The following is a 14,906-nucleotide window of genomic DNA, read 5'->3' as shown; positions in this document are numbered from 1 at the left end:
ACACCTTACTTTGTAATTTCTCATCGCCAATCGGTGTTAAATCCCCGAGCGAAGTCTGCCTCTGTCACGATGAAACTTGACACCTCTGGCTTGCGTAGCCTTAATGCCATTGGTAATGCCCGCTCAACTAAGTAAGCTTACGGTCAAGCGTGTTGATACTGCTCAACCCACTATGCGCCCTTAAGTAGGTCACATCATCAGCCCAACCTGAATCGCCGGCGTAGGATTAAGTTGCAGATTCAGCAGGTTATCTGCAACGCTATCACTGTGTTTACGCTTCGTCGTTACCTTGTCAGCTTGACGCTCGGTGGCCACTAAGCCGAGCTTTCGCAGATGCTACGAGTGCGGTAACGATCGATACTGAAGCCGTCTAGGCGGAGTTGCTTGGCTAGTGACAAGAACCTAAACTGCCTTAGCTACGGTTAAAAAGACGTTTGCCGTTCGGTATAAATTACGCTCTCGTTCGCTAATAATGTTAACGAACCTGACTAACCACCAAAATTACTGCGACTCACTTGCAGAACATCACAAAGCATTTTTATCGCGGAGCGAGGAAAATACGCTCGAATACACCGAAAATTCACTTCATTTATCTCGTGAAAGAAGCCACTGGACTCGGCGTGCCCCTTGGGTATTTTTATATTTCTTTCTCCACCCGCAGCTGTTCGACCTCTTTTCGAAGCGCTAACAACGCTGCTTTTTCATCTGAACTCACGGTTAAGATCTCTAAATCTTCAGCCTTCTCTTTCCAGTCATAAGCAGTCTTGACGGTACTTCTAGCGCATCTATAGTTTGTGGGACAGTGTCGCCCTGCTCAGTGATGAAGCCGATGACGTCTTCTTTGAATTCTTTGGCATAAGCTCGATACTGACGTGTTGTGTTCATGTTCACCTCGATTGATTATCGTATGACCCACAATCAAGGTATCCGAAGCGATCAGACCAGATTAATTCGTTGCTACCCGATATTTAGAAGCAAACCTAACTCAACCTGATAAGCAATTATAAGATCCCACCATTTATTTGAGCTTTTTCGCCTGTTGCTTATATTTAACGCATCTAGCTAGCTAAGTAACGTGAAGATATGTGATTTATTTTTAACTTGCATAATCCCAAAATTATCCGATGAATATTTTCAGGGCATCGCTCTCCTAAGAATTTATGTGGACGTCCCAGCTATCAGCAACAAAATGTGTTATCGATGAACTAATGTGGGCTTATTTACGAGCTCTAATTAGGCGTACGTTCGCAATACATGAAATTCACCTCTTCAAATAGTGAAGAAGTGTAGTGGCACAACAGGCGGAGTCATTTTGCGCAAAATATGGTTTTGAGGTTCTCTGTGAAATTAATGACAGAATTAGGATGTTTATTCCAAGAAAACAGTCGGTCAATTATTCACTTAGACGTGAGAGTCGCTAACGGTGTTTTCCAAGCAGTTAGCCCCCCTTTAAATCTACGAGGTGATGGGCTATCGAAAACTTATTCAACGCTCTCCCCATGTTTGCCTGCTCCTGCCAACATATTAAGGCCACATCGCGTGGCCTGCTGCGGGTTATAACCAGCCTCTTTCAGCAAAAGACACCGTTTCATTCAATCCCACCACAATATGGTCTAACACCTGCACATCCAACACCTCTAATACCCTAACTACGCGTTCAGTGACGATACACTGCCAAGCTTAACGGTCATTGAAGGGTGTCTTAAACCTGATGGTGAGCTCCTGTCATGACAGTGAATTTTTCCAATCAGTCGTTTGCTTGTGCCACTATATTTTAAGGCTGTTCGATGTTCGTTGCGGTTAACAAAGAAAAGGGGAAAAGGGATAAGAGCAACCACGCTAAGAGGTAACTGTCGGATAGGCGGCACCTGTTGCCAAGTGCCACCCTCGCCTGCACTGGGCTCAAGCCTCCCACTAAGGCGTACTTTCATCATCCTGACATTCAGGCAATCAACAAAAGGGGGCATAGAGGCTAGAGCCACGGAGCTGGCTATTCAATTTGCATTGAGATAAGTGAGCTATTTATCCAGATAACAGGCGATTTTGGCTTTACACAAACGTTCGGTCAGGGCTTGCAGATATTCCACTCTCTCACCTAACCATTCCAGCTCTTCTTTGGTTATCACATAGCTGGGTTTATAGCGCGCATCAACATAGCCTTTTCGCAACAATTTAAAGAGCCAGCGCTCCTCTTCGGTCCCTTGCAGGAACACGGTGAGAAACTCCGACTCAATACTGGCTACTCGACCGCCAAGCTTTTTTAAATCGTGGCTATTGGGTTTATAGCGGGTAAAAACCAACAACATGGCACAGTAAAAGCGTTCAGTGGCTTAATGCAGTTGAAAGGCTTCATTACTGAGACAGTTTTCGCTTACACCGAAACGAAAAAACCTAACCAGCACCTTTCATCCAATAGTCAAAAACTTCCTGCGCCAGAAGATGACGTTCCAGTGCCGTCAGCTCTTTGGCTTCACCAAGGGTAAAGTTACCCGTGTCATATAACATAATGCCTTCACGCTTGATATCCATGTAGAAGTACTGACTGTTGCGAATTCGTCTATTGATGAAGGTAATGTCTTCGGCTAACAGGTGTTCGTTGAGCATGTGCTAATAACCCCTGACTGAGGCGGTCATTCTGTTCAACATGACTGGCTTGAGTTCATGGATTTTCTGTTTGGGCAGGTGATAGAGGAACGTTTTCATGGTTCCATGATAATGGAAACGGTCGCTGGGAGCAGGACACGCCAGAGGCAGTGACTTATGCCTAGTTGCCTTAGTGGCAGACAGCACTCTTTAAACGGCTAAAAGCACATCGTTTTTATATTCAGGTTACTCATTGGGGATTATAAGTGGATTTTATTTTTTAATTTATAGCAAGATGTCCCAGTGGATAGTTTTGCATCCGGCTCAAACTGATAAACTTCAGCCTGATTTGTAATCTGACTGCTTTAGGTATTTCTTTGAACAATATGGCCTTCAACACTTTAGTGAGTGATCTCGTCGATAACGCACTCTTGCATCTTTACTTTTCCGTCGAAGAAACATCCCGGTTTATCCCAATGTCTAAGCGTAATGAGATCTTGGTACGTTATTTAAAGCCGAAGCTTAAAGACAACCATTATCGACAGATCAAAAGAGAACTGAGAGGTCTGCTTGCTATTGGCCGAAGTGCCAAGGGGGATCTAGAAACTAGGCTTGTAGAAGTTCGAAAGGTGTATCAAGACCCAGAAAAACGATCCACTGATGTGCATAAGTTGTTTGATCTACTTAAAATCTTGCGCTGTGAGCAGGGCTTAGGCAATCAGTTGGTGAATGAAAATGATGAAGGCGTGGCAGAATTCATTTACATGCTAGAAGAAGATGTTGCGCATGCATTTAATCAGGTCGGTGAGCAAGTAGCCCCGGTGTCGTTATTTTTGGGATCGAATCGGATCCATGATGTTATAGAGGTTGTTGAGCGAACAGGGGTATTTAGTGCTGAGCTACAACCGCTGACTGAAGATACACAGCAAGGGCATATCTTGTTACACCCAAAGCATTCGTGGAAAACTAACGTGCGATCTCACTGATAAATAAGCAGGGTTTCGTGTACTAATCGTTCAATTGAAAGCACCTGATTCTCAAACTGCAAAAGTAAGCGTAAACACGCTATTTTGTCGCATCCACAGGCGCCTTAACTTTGCTGTATTCAGCACGTATTTTCGCGGTCAATTGTTTCGGCATGATCGCGCTCAGCGCTTCTTTGACTTAATTGGTCAAAACCGGACCGTCGTTATTATTGGGGATCTGGTAGGGGCAGAGCACACGTTGCATAACAGGTCCTAAGAGATCGGTTTGTCCAGAGAGGTGTTCGCGGTCTTGAGTTTGTTCGGTTAAGATCATCGCCGCCGCGGCACGGTCTTCTAATATCCTGGCCAAGAATTTCAATGCCGCAGAGACACCTTCCAGATTGGTGACAATCATCAAGTGCTGGTTTAATGCCGCTTGCTTCTCCGCCATTTCAGGCAACATACATTGGGCAATGGAGTTACTTTCTCTGGTCACCCACTCGCCTTCGACCACAGCATACAGTTTCTGCCATTGTTCAGCCGTCAATGCCTTGCGCCAGGTTTTCATCATCGACGTGATCCCATAAGCCTGTGCCGTCGCTGCAATCACCTGGCATTGCGTGATCAGTTTATACACGGTGTCATCTGGCGCATTGTCGTCATCGCTGGTTTGAGCACACCACTGTTGAAACACTCTGGCTGGGGATTGGTTACGTTCGAGCGTCAGTGCCTGCGTATCGATAAAATCAATGGAGGCACTCAACAGTGTGTGGAACACTTGTTGAATGTGCGACAGTACATTGTCATGATTGAGCACAGGGGCTGCACCATCAAATTGTCCCGTGACCTGATTGAGTCGACTGACCAACAATGCGGCGAGGGACTCATCAATCTGATAGCCATCTTTAACCTCAATATCGGGCAAACTCATTAAGCCATTTTCAATGACGTTGCGGTAATCTGTTAAGGGGGAACGCCACCCCTGATTGAGTGGATTGGTACTGTAAGCCCCAAAACAGCCGTAAATGCCCAATGGGGTATGCGCGATTGATTTAGCAATAGCAAAGAGGTTAGCAACCGGCTCAACGGTGATACGAGAGGGCTTACCATACTCACAGTGTACTAAGGTAAATTTACCGCCCCCTGGGGTAAACTGGGCCACAATAACGGGACCAAACTGGGTTAAATCCCGCTGAGTCAGAACCTGCAACTCATTCATGTTCACCAGCATTTCACTGTCTATTTTCACAATGTTGGCAATGGCTTGCGCATTGAGGCTGGCGTCAACCACACTGATCTGCTGATACCAGTTATCCTGTTGTTCGGTGCTATCTGTCATTATCACGTTCCTTGTTATTGAGGCGATAACCTCCCTGAAAAAGCGAATGTCACCACAAGCGATTATTTCATTCCCTCTCACGCTTACTATTACTATTACTATTACTATTACTATTACTGTTACGTTCAAACATTCACGATAGAGTGATGTGATCATTTGCGTCCACTGCGTCGGAAAGATCACGATACTGAAGGCGACATCACTCACTAAGAGCACAATGTTGGGTACCGTCATCATCTCCATGATGGGGTTATTCTACAGTCAATGGTTTATCGGACTGCAACGGGGTAAACCAAGCCTATACTGGCCTGGTAACACGGATGATGACGCGTTCAACATCCGTGTATTACGAGTGCCGGCGTTGCCAAAACAGGCTCAGCTCGGGGTTAATTTTGGTGTACTCTTGCTCTCGACGCGCTAAATAACTCACATAATTCCGTTGAATCAAACTTTGATACACCTGCAGATACTCTGGCTGCCCATTGAAAAAGCGCATAACGGCTTGGCTGGCATAGAACGCGCCTGACAGCGCAGACGTCATGCCATAGGAGGAGAGAGGATCGAAACTGACCGCCGCATCACCGACGGCAAGCCAATGATGACCTGTACAGTCTTGTAAGGCTGACGAATAGGCGGCGCACCGTTTAAAGGTATGCTTGATCGGCCGGGTTCCGGCAAGGATATTAACTAGCGGAGTCTGTTTTGCTGCCTGGGATAACAAGGCTTCTGGGCTGGTTGGTAGACCCAGATCTGAGTCAGAAAAATAACACAGGCTCCCGCGTAAAGCGGAGTATTTGGCATAGTACCACCACCCCTGAACATCACTCGCGATATGGGCCGTGCCAGTAAAATGCTGATTATCGTTCTCGATATGACAGCAGCTAGCGACCATTTTATCCAGTTGTAGGCTGTTGATCCCCAGTTGCTTTGTCAGCGCTCTTGCCCGGCCACTGGCGTCAATCACAAACCGGGCACGGATATCCGGCGGATCGGTGTGCTTAAAGGTCAGCAACCAGTGGTCATCTGCTTGCCGGTGCACATGATCCAGTGTGGCTTGCCAATGCACCCTGACTTGATAGTGATGGCATTGTGCCAATAGCATGCTATCAAATTGATGACGGTCGACGATCCACCCCGGTCCGGTAGGACTGGACACAAGGTGACGTTCATAGGATTGCTGTTGCCCCCAAGACACCCGATAGGACTGCAAAGCGATATGATTGGCGGCGATGAAATCGGTATCGAGCCCTAACCGCGCCATGATGGGCAGCGCGTCGGCCATTAAACATTCCCCCGTGGAGATCCCTTCAGCCTGCCCTCGGTCAACCAGCGCGACGCTGAGTCCTTGGCGGGCCAGAACAGCCGAGATGGCCATCCCCGCCACTCCGGCGCCTATGATGGCCACATCATAGTGCTGCACTAGCGATGCTTGCCAAACAGCTGTTGACGGGTAAAGGTCTCCCTCGGTGATTCATTGCGGTTGGCGAACTCCACATCCTCTTGCTCAAGTTGTCGTAGCATCTGGGTGTACTGATCATGACTGGCACTGGTGCGGGATGCTTCATCCGTGCCAGCGACCAGCCCTTCCATATGGAGTAGTTGGCGATAGCTTGGATCATTGACCGTGAACTTGGGGTTCACTTCAGACTCGACCCACAGCGAGGTTAATTGGTAATTTTCAACGCGTAACGGCGGATCGATTATCTGCTGCTTCACAATGCCCACTTTATCCCAGTCCTGTACCATGCCATTGATCTGCGTTTGGTAGTCTGTAGAGTTGAAAAATCTGAGCCAGTCTTGACGATAATCGAGATGTTTCAAACGCTGAAGCGGCGTTAGAGATTGATCTTTCAGTCGTTCAAGACTGCGTTGACTTAATACTTGATTGGGTACTCTGGCAGACCAGAAACTGGCCAATGGCAGATAATATGCGGGATCGTAATCTTGTCCTGAGCGACAGCTGGCTTCATCGGTTTGCCAGGGCACGCCCATGAAACGCGTTAAGGTGCCAGGGCCGCTGGCGTTGAACATCTCAGCCAGTGCGATTTCGGGTGTGAGTGTAGGCCCGAAGTAGTCCTTGGGTTCTTCATCTTCGGCTAAGATATTCAGCCGCATGTTATCGATTGGGTTGTCCTTATTCCACATACTCATCCGTCGTAAGAACCAGGTCAGTTCAATCCCAGGATGAAAAGGTCCGCCTAAACACTGTGCTAAATGGCCACGAGTGAGCGCTTGAGGTTGAGCTTGTAGATCTAAGACTTCGACGCAACTGATAGGGTCGAGCTCGCCATTATCCACAAAATCGCCAGCGGCCCAGCGCGTTAATGCGCCATATTGCCTGTCGGTCAGACTCAAGTTGGCTAAGGGGTTATCTGAATAATCGCCATAGGTATCCCCATAGAATGGCGGTAACAGATCTGCTTGAATGGCCTCTTGGCTGGCAGAAATGGCCTGTTTGGTTATGTTTCCGACCTGCAAGGTGAGGCCGGGTTGGTGCGGTGGATTATCCAATATTGCCGTTATCTGCTCCATCACTTGCAGCAGTTCCGCTTTGGGGATGCTGGGCAACGAACGTTCGATCAATGCCGAGACAAACTGCAGATCGGCGGGTGACACACTGGGATTGGGCAATGCGAGGGAGGCCTTGATGCGTTGAAACTGTGCCACAGTCTCACTTGGCCTAAACTGCTTGAACAACTTTTGACGTAGCGCTAGGTGTTGTTGGCTGTTATTGGATAACTTCGCGAGCAGATCGGCTGAGGTAAAATTGGCGGGCGCATTTTCACCGAACGAAAAGTAGAACCCCGCATTGACGGCTTGGTTATCCACTAAGCTTTTCAAGATTGGGTAAATATCACGGTAAAAATCGACCTCGGTGATCGGCGCGATCAACCGGTGTTGTTCAAACAGATCTTCGACGACATCGAGTAAGGTCACAGCGCCCTGAATCCCAGGCGCAAAATTAGGGGGAGTCACGGCCACCATGGCGGGCTCGGTCTCAAAAGATTGACCATCTATGACAATGGTGGCCCTGACCGTACCATCGGACACATCGTCGTGCCAGCCATCATTGTTGGCGAATGTGACGGCAGGTTTACCATCAAAGCTAGCGGATTTTCCTCGCCCGCCAAGGACAAGCAGTCGTCCCAGAGGGTCCGTTTGCAACTGGCCTAAATAGACATCTTGCTGATACGCAGTACCGGCATAGAATTGGGCGCTATCGAAACAAAAATGCTCTCCCTCTTTGGCGTTACTTTGCTGCCGGCACGATCCTGAGATGGTTCTTGAGCCGGGATCGAGTAGCAATTTTGTGCGTCTCTCTGCCAATGGGCTGATCTGCGCATTTCGCAGAGGGCAATCCAGTGAGAGAGAGGGACCGAGATCCATGGCATTTTGAAACTCATAGTTAATCGCCTTACGATTGGCTAAGTGGACACGCCACTCAATCGACTCTGCGTTATCAGCGGTGATCTCCTCTATCACCTTGCCGTTTGCAGCGATGGCATAAATGCGAAATTTGGCCGCCTGGGGTTTTACTTTTCCCGCATCATCTTTGTAATTTACGCTGCTATCCAGGGGCGAGTTGATCAAATCGGGGGAAATAAGATGTTCAGTCTCACTATTGCCTACTCGTGCAATACCGATAGCGGGATAGATCAAATACTTTACTGTTGAAGTGTCCATGTGTTGTCCTTAGTCGCCTTGAGAGCGGTGTGGTCGATCATCTGGGTTTGGCTGAGGCACTGTATTTCTGACAGTCCCACGAGGGCGTATTGGTGTTTGAGTAAATTGAGAATGGGATACAGGGTATTATTTTGATGTTCTGGCAAACATTGAGCCACGCAGTATCGGCGGGCGGGCAGTCTTTCGAGGAGCTCAAGTACCAAACGCGATTTTCCGATCCCCGCTTCACCATACACATGGGCGATATGGCGGCGATTTTATCTTGATTGGCATCACCGCACAGGATCAGAAATTTAATCGCAACGTACTTTTGGGTGTTGTGTTGTATGGCTTTGTAGACTTGACTGAATCCGCCTTCGCCGATTTTTTCAATGAAGGTATAATCTCGGGAGTGGAAACTCCCCTTTTCAGGCGTTTGGCTAGCGTGCGTGACTTCCATTCACTGTTCTCATGATTAACGAAACGACTAAAAAATCTGGGCCATGCGCCGACATTGATCGTCACTCCCCCCAGTTAAAGCAGGGTCATTATTGCGGCCATCGGGGTCAAAGAAAGGAGGAAAACAACATGAAAACAACATTTGAGCAACACGTGTATCACTTTAAGGGTATGAAAAGCGGCAAAACCCGCTAATTGCTCAATTGATCATGTAATAGGAAATTGGTCGGTACTGAAAGAGTCCATGAGGAAATCGGTTTAAAACATAAAGAGGGGCGTAGTTGAAACGACGATCTGTGCGACAGAGCCATTTTGAATGACTTCACCATTGTGATCTTGCTGGGCTTGGATGTGCTCTTATTTAACCGAACGAGTCGTAACAGCACAATACGGGAGAGTATTAATCGTGATCTGTTCCTCATTTAGCGGTCTAAACCTTCAAGTAACAGTAAGAACGAAGCTGTTTTAATACTGCAAAGTCTTTTGCTTCTTTCTTTGTTTTAAATGGATGAATATCTTGCTTTCTGAGTTGTTCCAGTGCGGACCTTGGACATTCAACCATCCAATCGCCATCGCTACTTAAGTGACTATTTGAACTCAATTCAAAAGTATGAACTTTACCGTTTTCTATGTACGTTTTTGTTAGAGAGTGAACATAGTTCAAAACAGGACTTACCTGCTGACAATGGGTAGTGAAAAAACTTGGCGGGTTATGCATAGTGCATTAGGAAATACATGTCTCATTTACCTAAGTTAGATTTTTGTCAAACACTGAAAGCGTTAATTAGATACTGGACAGGCTCAGACATTGGATGTGTTTTATCTGGTTTAGTCTTCCTTTCATACTTTGCATATTCACGCCCTACTTGACCCCAACCTTTAGGGAATATTTCTTTAAATTACACCACAAAATTTTCTGTTGTATAAGAAGCACCTAACTCAATAACTACACTAGATATTTTCTCATTTTTCTTTGTTATCACTGCCATGTGTTCAGTTTCCTTCATTCATCTTTTTGAAAAGACGTACTCAATCTGTCCAGTTTATTTAACCGAACTTTGAGCTGATTGTTCATATCTAAATCATTAAACCCTGCAAGTTTGGTTTAGGTATGTGACGGCAGGCCACAACCATCAGGCTCAAGCAATTCTGGGTGTGCAATTAGTAACTTTTCAGCCAACTTTAATACTTGCTGTTCACGCTCTACATGCTGCTGAATTGTCGCACCATCGGGTAAGGACCCTAAACGTCTTTTCTGATCGATAAAGTCATTAACTAAGTCTTTTTTCATACCTCTCACTGCTCATGTTTCCTCTATTCTCCTTTAGCAGAACTTAGCTTTTTGACAGTAAAAAGCCTGGTACACTTAATAGTGGTGCCCTTTATTTTCCGGTGCAGCTGAATTGAGGCTCGTTAAATTCAACCCACACCAGTGGCTGTGAGCAATTCGGTTCTGTACATTGGATAACATTTACACTGTCTGAGCTTGAGAATATCTTGTTATCTAATACTTCATTGTACTTATTCTCGGTTACTTTCACATTCATGACTCAGTTTCCTCTATTTGGTTTCAGTCTCTGGCAGCATGCTAAGAGCTGCCAGAGCATCGTTACAACTATCAAAATTATATTCGATAAAATCAGGCTTAAATTGAATAGTTGCCGACCCGTCATCATGCTCTGTTATTGCTATTTCCCGAGCCATTCAAGTTTCCTTCAGCCACAATCCTGATGGCCGTTCGATGGTATATTGCTTATAAGTTGAGTTACCGCGATATCGAAGAGTGACTGGCTCGTGGTGAATGGATGAAACGTATATCAAAATTAAAGGTAGTTGGTTTTACCTGTACCGAGCCGTCGATAAATACGGTGATACTATCGATTTCATGTTGAGTGAAAAGCGGAATGAAGCTGCAGCAAGAGACTTCTTTAACAACGCTGTCGGGCAGCATGGCTTACCAGAGAAAGTAGTCATTGATAAAAGTGGCAGTAACAGCGCGGCCCTGGATAACTTGAATTGGCAACTTTGGTTCGCTGGTATGGCCGCTTATATTATCGAAGTGCTTCAAGTGAAATACCTCAATAATATCGTAGAGCAGAGTCACCGAGCGGTGAAGTGGAAGATGCGTACCGCCTTGGATTCAAATCGATGGCAGGGGCTGAAGCCACGATAGCCGGTGTCGAGTTATGGCAAATGCTTCGAAAAGGTCAAATGGAGGATGCTAAGTTGGCTTTTTATGTGGTATGTGAATTTTTCCTATGGCCTTACGCTTCGCCAAAAAACAGTATCCTATACTGTTAAGTTCGCTTTATTGCTATTTTATAAACCTGATTACGATCACATTTACCTACAGCAACAACAGAGACTAAAACTTCACTATCACGTACTTGATAAACTAACCTATAACCAGCACTTCGCAATTTGATTTTATAGCAATCTTTCATGCCGCTTAACCGAGAAGAATCAACACGAGGGTTTTCTAGCCTCTCTATAAGTTTTTTCTTAAATTGAGACTTAATAGTAGAGTCTAATTTATCCCACTCTTTTTTAGCGTCTTGTTTAAAAACAAGCTTAAAGGTCATTTATATTAACCTCTATTTCTGGTTGGTTTTGGCGTTCTTTAACTAATGATGCCAATTCAATATCTTCAAGCTTATCCATTAATACTTCATAAGCATCAGCAGGAACACAGTAAAAAACTGGTTGGTTACGATTTAATACAGCAACAGGAAAACCATCACCTTGCTCTACAACCGCCATTGGATTTTTTTTCAACTCACTTATGCTAGTAGAATTATCAGCTAATATCGGTCTAATTGTTTGCATGACTAAAATCTCGTAACTACTTAATAGTACTTATTGTCGGTCTCTTACAATGCAAAGTCAAATAAAAAGACCTCTTAAGCAGTCTTTTGGGGCGTCATTGTTTCCTATATGACCTGTTAGAATGCGGCTTTCCGTTTGTTTTGTGATATTTGTTCAGTCACATAGGGTGCTATATACAGTTGCTCTATACGTGTAGCGCTATATACTGGATGTATAGAGTTATTTGTAGGAGTAAAATTATGAATGTAGCATCAGTTTTTATTAACAACCGAACCCAAGCAGTACGTTTGCCAGTTGATAGTCGTTTCCCTGAAGGTATTAAAAAGGTTTACGTTAGAGTGGTAGGTAAAGAGCGGATACTTTCACCCATTGAAAATACATGGGACAGTTTTTTTCTGTCTCAAACTTCCGTGACAGATGATTTCATGACCGAACGCGCAAGTCAGGAGCAAGCGGATAGGGAATCGTTCTAAATGCTTAAATATATGCTTGATACCAACATTTGTATTTATGTCATCAAGAGAAAGCCTTTGGAAGCAATGGAGGCTTTTAATCTTCATGTAGGGCAACTATGTATAAGTTCTATCACGTTAGCTGAGCTTTTACACGGAGCGTCGAAAAGCGCAAAGTCAGAGCATAATTTACGGGTCGTAGAAGACTTCGTTTCACGCCTTGATGTTTTGGATTACGGAGATAAGGCCGCCTTTCATTATGGGGATGTTCGAGCGGATTTAGAACGGAAAGGGACACCGATTGGTGTAAATGATCTCCACATTGCGGGTCATGCTAGAAGTGAGGCTTTGATCATAGTGACAAACAACAAAAAAGAGTTTGTTCGCGTAGAGGGTTTGCGGGTCGAAAACTGGATTTAACATTACAGATGTTTGCATGAGTCGCTTTCCGACTTTGACTGCTAGTGTGGAATTCCTGCTTCCCTTCCCCAGGGCGACCGCACGAGTTGACTTGATGTTGGTTTCAATCATCTATTTTGTAAATATTGACTAACTTCGGCTATAGCGAAAATCAAAACCTACAAAACGGTGTTTAAAAATAATACAGGTTTAGCGGTTTTACGAATTGCTAAGGTTAATTATTTGTTACCAATAACGCTCTATTAACTCATGCGGTTGCCCTGCTAATGTAGCTCTATTCCATGCTGCTATCATGTGCTTTTTGTATCCTTGGCGTTTCTTTTTAAGAACGTTTATCTTGGAATGTTTTCTATGATTTAGTTTAAACTGTTGATTTAGTTTTATGGTTGGAGATATTAGTGTCGTGGCCTTACAATTAATTTTTCACAACAAATTTGATTAATTTATAAATTAAGTTTCTGGTCTTTAGTTGAGATCCTTTGCGTAGTCAATTAGCATAGTCATTCAAAAGGTTATCAATACTTATTGGCTATGACTTAAATAAGTTTTTAGTTTCAAGGTGGGTTTATGAGAATCAATGAGCCTGTAAAATCGAGAATAGAGTTAAATTGTGGCCCTCCGTCTAGTGAGATGAAACACTAGGCGGAGAGCCTTATCATCTTTTTTCGTTCTGTTGTACAATATCCCCTTACTGTTATAACAAATTAGAGAGTAGAATAAATTATAAACCAAAAACTCTTATAGCCTATATAACTAAAGACATAGAGTCATTTTAAAAACAGTGAATATTCTGACATTACACCTATCCCGACTTCCTCTCATAATGAGTCAACCTTAACGCGGCAACTGAAAGGTGAATATGGCCAGTAATGATAGTATTAAGAATGTTCTTTATATTAAAAATTTATCCAAGCGCCACCGCCTTGCTGATATTTTTTGATATAATGGCTTGGAATGGGAGAGATGAAGGTGATCTCATGCAACCTTTGACGCATTGCAATGTTATTTGACGTACTTAAACTGTTACCATCTAGCATTAACTTGGGAGCGAGTGCATTATTTTTAATCGATAACCCAGATACTTCCATTGTGCTTGCATTAATCGGGTTAATCTTTAAATCTGGAATAAATATTTCATATCGATATTGGCGATTGAAGCCACCGCACTCAATATCTCTGCCTGTAGAAACATAATTGGCATTGGGTGAACTGACATGTTCAGTCGCATGCGAGATAGGAGATTGACTAAATTTAGTCTTAAAATCTGCCACTACTTCGGTATGATTCTTACCACTTCTGTTATAAAACCCCCCAGATTTTCTGATGGTTGCAGGAGATCTGCCATCAGCCCTCCATACAGTGACACCAGCTAAGTTTTTGCTGTCACCTGATAAACCTCCAGTCATCACATTAGCAATACGGTGGTTGACTGCCGATAAAGACTGACCCGCTTTACTTATTCCTCTACCAAGGCCAAAAGTGGCCAGACCAATAATAGCCCCCACACCGGCATTGATCCCAGCTTGTTTGGTGTCAATACCTGAAGCGACATTTACACCAAAATCTGCAGCCCCCGATACCACGGCATCCGCCACCGCTAAGCCCACCTGAACACCGGTTTTCGCCCCTACTGCAGCAGCGCCAAAGCCGCCACTAATAAAGCCCAAGGCGGCGCCAATTGCCACCTGTTTCCAATCGAAGTGGGTTCCCGTTGTAGCAGCTCGAACGCCTTCCGCCGCCGCGGATATAGTCGCACCCACGATGGCGCCCACGATGGCCCCAATCAATAAACTCAATAGCACGAAATGGCCACTGGGATCTTTCAGGTTTATCGGATCCCCCAAACAATAGGCATAGGAGTTGATCCCGCCTTGACCAAACGGACTCATGCTGTCGGTGGCATGGAAGCGCATCAGGCGCGGATTGTACATCCGATAACCGTTGCCGAGGTGGTAACAGCCAGTGACCGGATCCTTCCGCTCACCGTTAAACCCTAAGGTATTTGTTGCCAATGCACTTTTTGCAGCACTTGGGTTCACAACTTGTCCTGCTGCACTTGCCACCAGAGGCGAGAGGCCTGCCAGAGGAGACGCCGCCATGAGTACCGATGAGTGTTTCAGAAAGCGTCTGCGCGATGCATCTATCGAAAGCTGTGGAAATGAAGTATGTTGAGAGGCTATTAGTATTTTTTTCATCACT

Annotated in this window: 15 protein-coding genes and 2 pseudogenes; 5 read left to right on the top strand and 12 right to left on the bottom strand. The window is 45.1% G+C overall.

The features are described 5' to 3' along the window. Positions 1-189: 189 nt before the first annotated feature. A complete protein-coding gene (locus tag FS373_RS32740) occupies positions 190-315 on the bottom strand; it encodes a hypothetical protein (RefSeq protein ID WP_407695645.1) in 126 nt (41 codons plus the stop codon). A 983-nt stretch (positions 316-1,298) separates the two neighbouring features. On the opposite strand from FS373_RS32740, the pseudogene FS373_RS32025 reads away from it, so the two are divergent. Next, positions 1,299-1,405 (top strand): annotated as a pseudogene (locus tag FS373_RS32025) (GNAT family N-acetyltransferase); the annotation flags it as partial. A 149-nt stretch (positions 1,406-1,554) separates the two neighbouring features. On the opposite strand, the gene FS373_RS14525 reads toward FS373_RS32025, so the two are convergent. From FS373_RS14525 to FS373_RS14515, 3 genes are all read right to left on the bottom strand, one after another. Beyond that, on the bottom strand, positions 1,555-1,668 hold the full coding sequence (locus tag FS373_RS14525) for a JAB domain-containing protein (protein ID WP_322619513.1): 114 nt from the start codon (positions 1,666-1,668) through the stop codon (positions 1,555-1,557). A 350-nt stretch (positions 1,669-2,018) separates the two neighbouring features. Beyond that, on the bottom strand, positions 2,019-2,306 hold the full coding sequence (locus FS373_RS14520) for a HEPN domain-containing protein (RefSeq protein WP_144046445.1): 288 nt from the start codon (positions 2,304-2,306) through the stop codon (positions 2,019-2,021). Positions 2,307-2,391: 85 nt separating this feature from the next. Continuing rightward, positions 2,392-2,604 carry a hypothetical protein gene (locus FS373_RS14515; protein WP_144046444.1) on the bottom strand — a complete coding sequence of 71 codons (213 nt, stop codon included), beginning with the start codon at positions 2,602-2,604 and terminating at the stop codon, positions 2,392-2,394. 365 nt (positions 2,605-2,969) lie between these two features. Between FS373_RS14515 and FS373_RS14510 the strand changes: the two genes are divergently transcribed. Next, positions 2,970-3,569, top strand: coding sequence for a DUF2913 family protein (locus FS373_RS14510; protein WP_227992832.1), 600 nt, complete (start codon positions 2,970-2,972; stop codon positions 3,567-3,569). A 178-nt stretch (positions 3,570-3,747) separates the two neighbouring features. Here the strand turns inward: FS373_RS14510 and FS373_RS14505 are convergent, their stop codons facing one another. From FS373_RS14505 to FS373_RS31505, 5 genes are all read right to left on the bottom strand, one after another. After that, complete coding sequence (locus FS373_RS14505; RefSeq protein WP_152829714.1) at positions 3,748-4,887, bottom strand: hypothetical protein; 1,140 nt, start codon at positions 4,885-4,887, stop codon at positions 3,748-3,750. Between the two features lie 346 nt (positions 4,888-5,233). Further along, a complete protein-coding gene (locus tag FS373_RS14500) occupies positions 5,234-6,307 on the bottom strand; it encodes an NAD(P)/FAD-dependent oxidoreductase (protein WP_152829713.1) in 1,074 nt (357 codons plus the stop codon). Beyond that, on the bottom strand, positions 6,307-8,571 hold the full coding sequence (locus tag FS373_RS14495) for a LodA/GoxA family CTQ-dependent oxidase (RefSeq protein WP_152829712.1): 2,265 nt from the start codon (positions 8,569-8,571) through the stop codon (positions 6,307-6,309). Before FS373_RS14495 ends, FS373_RS14500 begins: the two co-directional genes overlap by 1 nt. Before the next feature lie 1,543 nt (positions 8,572-10,114). Continuing rightward, positions 10,115-10,300, bottom strand: coding sequence for a hypothetical protein (locus tag FS373_RS14480; RefSeq protein WP_144046436.1), 186 nt, complete (start codon positions 10,298-10,300; stop codon positions 10,115-10,117). Between the two features lie 269 nt (positions 10,301-10,569). Continuing rightward, on the bottom strand, positions 10,570-10,713 hold the full coding sequence (locus tag FS373_RS31505; protein WP_185977028.1) for a hypothetical protein: 144 nt from the start codon (positions 10,711-10,713) through the stop codon (positions 10,570-10,572). A gap of 26 nt (positions 10,714-10,739) precedes the next feature. Between FS373_RS31505 and FS373_RS14475 the strand changes: the two are divergent. Next, positions 10,740-11,310, top strand: a pseudogene (locus FS373_RS14475) (IS6 family transposase). Here the strand turns inward: FS373_RS14475 and FS373_RS14470 are convergent. Next, positions 11,307-11,591 carry a type II toxin-antitoxin system RelE family toxin gene (locus FS373_RS14470; protein ID WP_152829710.1) on the bottom strand — a complete coding sequence of 95 codons (285 nt, stop codon included), beginning with the start codon at positions 11,589-11,591 and terminating at the stop codon, positions 11,307-11,309. The pseudogene FS373_RS14475 and the gene FS373_RS14470 sit on opposite strands and share 4 nt — an antisense overlap. Then, positions 11,581-11,835 carry a type II toxin-antitoxin system Phd/YefM family antitoxin gene (locus FS373_RS14465; protein ID WP_152829709.1) on the bottom strand — a complete coding sequence of 85 codons (255 nt, stop codon included), beginning with the start codon at positions 11,833-11,835 and terminating at the stop codon, positions 11,581-11,583. The genes FS373_RS14470 and FS373_RS14465 overlap by 11 nt, the downstream gene beginning before the upstream one ends. 239 nt (positions 11,836-12,074) lie before the next feature. On the opposite strand from FS373_RS14465, the gene vapB reads away from it, so the two are divergent. Together vapB and vapC are read left to right on the top strand one after the other, a co-directional pair. Beyond that, positions 12,075-12,308, top strand: a complete 234-nt coding sequence (gene vapB, locus FS373_RS14460; RefSeq protein ID WP_152829708.1) for a type II toxin-antitoxin system VapB family antitoxin — start codon at positions 12,075-12,077, stop codon at positions 12,306-12,308. Beyond that, on the top strand, positions 12,309-12,707 hold the full coding sequence (gene vapC, locus FS373_RS14455; protein WP_152829707.1) for a type II toxin-antitoxin system tRNA(fMet)-specific endonuclease VapC: 399 nt from the start codon (positions 12,309-12,311) through the stop codon (positions 12,705-12,707). Positions 12,708-13,603: 896 nt separating this feature from the next. On the opposite strand, the gene FS373_RS14450 is transcribed toward vapC, so the two are convergent. Beyond that, the gene (locus FS373_RS14450; protein ID WP_152829706.1) at positions 13,604-14,902 is read right to left on the bottom strand and encodes an RHS repeat-associated core domain-containing protein; all 1,299 of its coding nucleotides are present in this window, start codon (positions 14,900-14,902) and stop codon (positions 13,604-13,606) included. Positions 14,903-14,906: the final 4 nt, after the last annotated feature.

The sequence above is a fragment of the Shewanella sp. YLB-07 genome (assembly GCF_009377275.1).
Note: the sequence above shows the minus strand (reverse complement) of the source record. Positions and strands in the feature narration are given on the sequence as shown.

Bases quoted from the DNA above. Each gene is read 5' to 3' on its own strand.
- FS373_RS14520 (WP_144046445.1), bottom strand. From the start codon at position 2,306: ATGTTGTTGGTTTTTACCCGCTATAAACCCAATAGCCACGATTTAAAA.
- FS373_RS14515 (WP_144046444.1), bottom strand. From the start codon at position 2,604: ATGCTCAACGAACACCTGTTAGCCGAAGACATTACCTTCATCAATAGA.
- FS373_RS14480 (WP_144046436.1), bottom strand. From the start codon at position 10,300: ATGAAAAAAGACTTAGTTAATGACTTTATCGATCAGAAAAGACGTTTA.
- FS373_RS31505 (WP_185977028.1), bottom strand. From the start codon at position 10,713: ATGGCTCGGGAAATAGCAATAACAGAGCATGATGACGGGTCGGCAACT.
- vapC (WP_152829707.1), top strand. From the start codon at position 12,309: ATGCTTAAATATATGCTTGATACCAACATTTGTATTTATGTCATCAAG.
- FS373_RS14505 (WP_152829714.1), bottom strand. From the start codon at position 4,887: ATGACAGATAGCACCGAACAACAGGATAACTGGTATCAGCAGATCAGT.
- vapB (WP_152829708.1), top strand. From the start codon at position 12,075: ATGAATGTAGCATCAGTTTTTATTAACAACCGAACCCAAGCAGTACGT.
- FS373_RS14495 (WP_152829712.1), bottom strand. From the start codon at position 8,571: ATGGACACTTCAACAGTAAAGTATTTGATCTATCCCGCTATCGGTATT.
- FS373_RS14465 (WP_152829709.1), bottom strand. From the start codon at position 11,835: ATGCAAACAATTAGACCGATATTAGCTGATAATTCTACTAGCATAAGT.
- FS373_RS14450 (WP_152829706.1), bottom strand. From the start codon at position 14,902: ATGAAAAAAATACTAATAGCCTCTCAACATACTTCATTTCCACAGCTT.
- FS373_RS14470 (WP_152829710.1), bottom strand. From the start codon at position 11,591: ATGACCTTTAAGCTTGTTTTTAAACAAGACGCTAAAAAAGAGTGGGAT.
- FS373_RS14510 (WP_227992832.1), top strand. From the start codon at position 2,970: ATGGCCTTCAACACTTTAGTGAGTGATCTCGTCGATAACGCACTCTTG.